This is a genomic window from Methylobacterium variabile, from assembly GCF_001043975.1.
GTDB lineage: Bacteria > Pseudomonadota > Alphaproteobacteria > Rhizobiales > Beijerinckiaceae > Methylobacterium > Methylobacterium variabile.
In genome coordinates, this window is the sequence record NZ_LABY01000219.1 from 1 (window position 1) to 4,862 (window position 4,862).

Annotated in this window: 4 protein-coding genes; 3 read left to right on the forward strand and 1 reads right to left on the reverse strand. The window is 72.5% G+C overall.

Annotation, left to right across the window (positions count from 1 at the left end; all coding sequences use genetic code 11):
- Positions 1-397 precede the first annotated feature (397 nt).
- Positions 398-991 (forward strand): pyridoxamine 5'-phosphate oxidase family protein, encoded by a 594-nt coding sequence (locus tag VQ02_RS27610; RefSeq protein WP_048447455.1) that lies wholly within the window; start codon positions 398-400, stop codon positions 989-991.
- Between the two features lie 6 nt (positions 992-997).
- Here VQ02_RS27610 and metC read toward each other — a convergent pair whose 3' ends face one another.
- Positions 998-2,185: a cystathionine beta-lyase gene (gene metC / locus VQ02_RS27615; RefSeq protein WP_048447456.1), complete on the reverse strand. Its 1,188-nt coding sequence runs from the start codon at positions 2,183-2,185 to the stop codon at positions 998-1,000.
- A 267-nt stretch (positions 2,186-2,452) separates the two neighbouring features.
- Between metC and VQ02_RS27620 the strand changes: the two genes are divergently transcribed.
- Both VQ02_RS27620 and VQ02_RS27625 read left to right on the forward strand, forming a co-directional pair.
- Entirely contained in the window at positions 2,453-3,475 is a 1,023-nt protein-coding gene (locus VQ02_RS27620; RefSeq protein ID WP_048447457.1) for an amino acid ABC transporter substrate-binding protein, read from the forward strand.
- 71 nt (positions 3,476-3,546) lie between these two features.
- A complete protein-coding gene (locus tag VQ02_RS27625) occupies positions 3,547-4,758 on the forward strand; it encodes an amino acid ABC transporter permease (RefSeq protein WP_048447458.1) in 1,212 nt (403 codons plus the stop codon).
- The last annotated feature ends 104 nt before the right edge of the window (positions 4,759-4,862 follow it).

Genomic DNA, 4,862 nt, shown 5'->3' on the forward strand with positions numbered 1-4,862 from the left:
TCGCGCCGGCATACCTGCCCCGCTCTGCCCCCGTCCCGGCCACTCCTTTGTTCGGCCACCACCCCGCCCCCGGACGGGTGCCCCCCCCCCCGGCGGGCGGCCGCCCCTCGGGGCCGGGCCCCCCCCCCCCCGCCTCTCCCCGGGCGGGGGCGGGGCGCGCCAGCCGGCCGCGGCCTCGATCCCGCCGCGCGCCGCGTAGCCGGCCGGCATGTCGGCGGCCAAGGCCGGCGCAGCGGCGAGGGCGGCCGCCAGGGGCAACCAGGCCAGCGTCGTGCGGAGCGTCATGGTCATGAACCTCGGGCAGGATCGGGGGACGAGTCGTCTTACGGACAAGCTTTCCCGGGGCATCCCGGTTCCCCGCACCCTGACCTAGATTGGTGAACGAACCGGAGACCGCATGACCGAGCTTCCCCCGTTCTACGACGACCTCGCGGGCTGCCTCGCCGAGGCCTGGCGCCGGCTCGAGGAGGGCGCCGCGCACCAGAGCGGCTTCCACGCGCCCGCTCTCGCCACGATCGGCCGCGACGGCGCCCCGCGCCTGCGCACGGTGGTGCTGCGCGGGGTCGACCGGGCGGCCCGCACCCTGCGGGTCCATTGCGACGCCCGCTCGGACAAGGCGGCCGAGATCGCCGCCGATCCCCGGGTGGCGCTCCACGCCTACGACGCGGCGGCCAAGCTCCAGGTGCGGATCGAGGGCGTCGCCCGCCTGCACGGGCAGGACGCGGTGGCGCGCGCCGCCTGGGAGGCGTCGCGGCCGATGAGCCGGGTCTGCTACGGCGCCGTGCCCGGCCCCGGCACCCCGCTGCCGGCAGGCGGCGCCTACGCGCTGCCCGAGGACGAGGCGGCGGTGGAGAGGGGTTTTCCGGAGTTCCGCGTCGTCGTCCTCACCGCCGCCCGGCTCGAGATCCTGTACCTCGCCCGCCAGGGGCACCGGCGAGCGCTGTTCACGTGGGAGGGCGAGGCGCCGGCGGCGACGTGGCTTGCGCCCTGAGGCGCCTCACGACGCCGCCCGCAGCCGGTCGAACCCCGCCTCGAGATCGCGCGTCAGGTCGTCGAGGTCCTCCAGCCCGACTTGGAAGCGCAGGCCCGGCCCGCCCGGGGCCCAGGGGTTGGCGGTGCGGTAGGGCGCGCAGTCGAACGGGATCACCAGGCTCTCGAAGCCGCCCCAGGAAAAGCCCATCCCGAACAGCTCGAGCCCGTCGAGCATCGCCGCCACCGCCGCCTCCGGGCAGGGCTTCAGGATGATCGAGAACAGGCCCGAGGCGCCCTTGAAGTCCCGGGCCCAGATCGCGTGGCCGGGATCCTCCGGCAGGGCGGGGTGCAGCACCCGGGCGACCTCCGGCCGGCCCTGGAACCAGCGGGCGAGCTTGAGCGCCTGCTCGCCGTGCTCGCGCAGGCGCAGGGGGAGGGTGCGCAGGCCGCGCAAAGCCAGGAAGACGTCCTCCGCGCCGGCGCACATCGCGAACTGGTCGAACGTCCGCCGCAGGGCCGGCCAGTACCGGGCGTTGGCGGAGGTGAGGCCGAGCAGCAGGTCCGAGCCGCCCGACAGGTACTTGGTGCCGGCCTCGATGGCGATGTCGACGCCGCGCTCGTGGGGCGGGAAGAGCAGCGGCGTCGCCCAGGTGTTGTCCATCAGCACGCAGGCGCCGCGGGCATGCGCGACCTCGGCGATGGCCGGGATGTCCTGCATCTCGAAGCTCTGCGAGCCCGGCGCCTCGGTGAGCACCGCGGTCGTGTTGTCGCGCATCAGCTCCGTGATGCCGGCCCCGATCGTCGGCTCGTAGTAGGTGGTCTCGACCCCGAAGCGCTTGAGGAACCCGTCGCAGAAGATGCGGGTCGGCCGGTAGGCGGAATCGGTCACCAGCAGGTGGTCGCCGGCCTTGAGGCAGGCGAGCAGCCCGACCGTGACGGCGGCGAGGCCGGACGGCGTCAGCACCGTGCCGGCAGCGCCCGCGAGTTCGGTCCAGGCGCTCTCGAGGGCGCGGACCGTCGGCGTGCCGGCGGTGCCGTAGGTATACTCCGCCCGCCGGTTCTGGAGCGCGTCGTAGCTCTCGAATAGCACGGTCGAGCCGCGGTAGATCGGCGTGTTGACGAAGCCGTGCTGCTGCGACGGGTCGCGGCCGGCATGGACGAGGCGGGTGCGGGTGCCGAGGCGGCTCTTGTCGCGGGGCGGGGTGATGCTCATCGGGCCTCTGGCGTGACAACATCGGGCGTGGGGAGGGTCGGGGGCGAGCACATCCCGGGCCGCTCCGCCCCGTCAAGCCTGGGCCGCGACAGCCTTGCGCCCGCTGCAACCCGGCAGGCCCCCGTCTACGCTGTTCGTCTACCGAGCCAACCCCTTGACCGGACAATCCGGTTCGCTTGGAATGCCTCTTGCTTAGGCAACGCTCGCGCTTGAGCAAACGGATGGCGGCCGCTGGGCGCCGCAACCGGAACGGGAGACGCACACCGCATGAAGACCATCGTCGCGGCCCTGGCCTTCGGGCTCGGGGCCACCCTGCTGGCGGGCGCCGCCCAGGCTCAAGGGACGCTGAACAGCATCAAGCAGAAGGGCTACATCTCCTGCGGCTCGAACCCGGGCCTCGCCGGCTTCGGCGTGCCCGACGCGCAGGGGCGCTGGGCCGGGCTCGACGTCGATTTCTGCCGGGCCCTCTCGGCCGCGATCTTCAACGACGTCAGCAAGGTCCGCTACATCCCGCTCTCGGCCAAGGACCGCTTCACGGCCCTGCAGTCGGGCGAGGTCGACATCCTGTCTCGCAACACCACGTGGTCGATGTCGCGCGACACGACCCTCGGTCTCGACTTCCCGGCCGTCAACTTCTACGACGGCCAGGGCTTCATGGTGAAGAAGAAGCTCGGCGTCACCTCGGCCAAGCAGCTCGACGGCGCCTCGGTCTGCACCCAGCAGGGCACCACCACCGAGCTGAACCTGGCCGACTACTTCCGGGCCAACAAGCTGAAATACGAGGTCGTGGCCTTCGCCAGCGCCGACGAGACCTTCAAGGCCTACGACGCGGGCCGCTGCGACGCCTTCACCACCGACGCCTCGGGCCTCTACGCCGAGCGCCTGCGCGCCGCGGCGCCGGACGACAACATCGTGCTGCCGGAGATCATCTCGAAGGAGCCCCTCGGGCCGGCGGTGCGCCAGGGCGACGCCCAATGGGCCGACATCGTGCGCTGGACCCACTACGCGATGATCAACGCCGAGGAGGCCGGCATCACGCAAGGCAACGTCGACCAGATGGCGAAGTCGTCCGACAACCCGGACGTCAAGCGCATCCTCGGCACCGAGGGCAAGTACGGCACCGACCTCGGCCTGACCAACGACTGGGCCTACCGGGTGATCAAGCTCGTCGGCAATTACGGCGAGGTGTTCGAGCGGAACGTCGGCCAGGGCTCGCCCCTGAAGATCCAGCGCGGCCTCAACGCCCTGTGGTCGAAGGGCGGCCTGCAATACGGACCGCCGATCCGCTGAGCGCATGACACGCGGCGCCCGGGACCTCCCGGGCGCCGACCCCGGCAACCACAGACGCGAGCACACCGCCCTTGCCGACGCAGCTTCCGGCCGACTCCGCCTCCGGTCCGCCCCGGGTCTCGCCCCTCTACGATCCCCGCATCCGCGGGGCGGCCTACCAGATCCTGCTGCTGCTCGCGGTCGGGGTGGTGGCCTGGATCGCGATCGGCAACGCCGCCGAGAACCTGCGCAACGCCCGCGTCGCCTCGGGCTTCGGCTTCCTCGGCAACACCGCCGGGTTCGACGTCAACCAGACCGTGATCCCGTTCGCGGCGGCGACCTCGACCTACGGCACCGCCTTCCTGGTCGGGCTCACCAACACCCTGATGGTGGCGGTCATCGGCATCGTGCTGGCGACGGTCCTCGGCTTCGCGGTCGGCGTGGCGCGGCTGTCGCCGAACTGGATCGTGCGCACGCTGGCCACGGTCTACGTCGAGGTTTTGCGCAACATCCCGCTGCTGCTGCAATTGCTGTTCTGGTACGTCGCGGTGCTGGCGAGCCTGCCCGGCGCGCGCGACTCCTACGCGCTGGGCTCCTCGGTCTTCCTCAACCAGCGCGGCCTCTACCTGCCCAAGCCCCTGCTCGCGGCGGATGCATGGGCGCTGCCCATCGCCCTCGTCGCGGGCCTCGTCGGCACCCTCGTATTCCGGGCCCATGCGCGGCGCGAGCAGGCGCGGACCGGCCGGCGCCTGCCGGTGCTCGCGGTCGGCATGGGCCTCACCGTCGGCCTGCCGATCCTGACCTACGGGGTGCTGGCGCTCCTCGGGGTCGCGCCGGTGGCGCTCGACTTCCCCGTCAAGGGCACCTTCAACCTGCGCGGCGGCATGCAGCTCTATCCCGAGTTCGTCGCCCTGGTGGTCGGGCTCACGGTCTACACCGCCGCCTTCATCGCCGAGGTGGTGCGGGCCGGCATCCAGGCGGTCTCCCGCGGCCAGACCGAGGCGGCGCGGGCGCTGGGGCTCAAGCCCGGCCCGACCATGCGGCTCGTGGTGATCCCGCAGGCGATGCGGGTGATCGTGCCGCCGCTGACCAGCCAGTACCTGAACCTGACCAAGAACTCGTCTCTGGCCGTCGCCATCGGCTACCCGGACCTGGTCCAGGTCTTCATGGGCACGGTGCTGAACCAGACCGGCCAGGCGGTCGAGGTGGTGGCGATCACCATGGCGGTCTACCTGACCATCAGCCTCGTCACGGCGGCCGCGATGAACCTCTACAACCGGCGCGTCGCGCTGATCGAGCGGTGAGGCCGACCATGACCGCCGGCTCCCAGCCCCTGCCGACCGCCTGCGTCCGCCGCGAGGCGGGGCCCCCCGCGCCCGCCCCCTCCCTCGGCACGCGGCCCACCGCC

What these genes read in the sequence shown, in the direction of transcription:
- VQ02_RS27610 (WP_048447455.1), top strand. Translation starts at nt 398, where the DNA reads ATGACCGAGCTTCCCCCGTTCTACGACGACCTCGCGGGCTGCCTCGCC.
- VQ02_RS27620 (WP_048447457.1), top strand. Translation starts at nt 2,453, where the DNA reads ATGAAGACCATCGTCGCGGCCCTGGCCTTCGGGCTCGGGGCCACCCTG.
- metC (WP_048447456.1), bottom strand. Translation starts at nt 2,185, where the DNA reads ATGAGCATCACCCCGCCCCGCGACAAGAGCCGCCTCGGCACCCGCACC.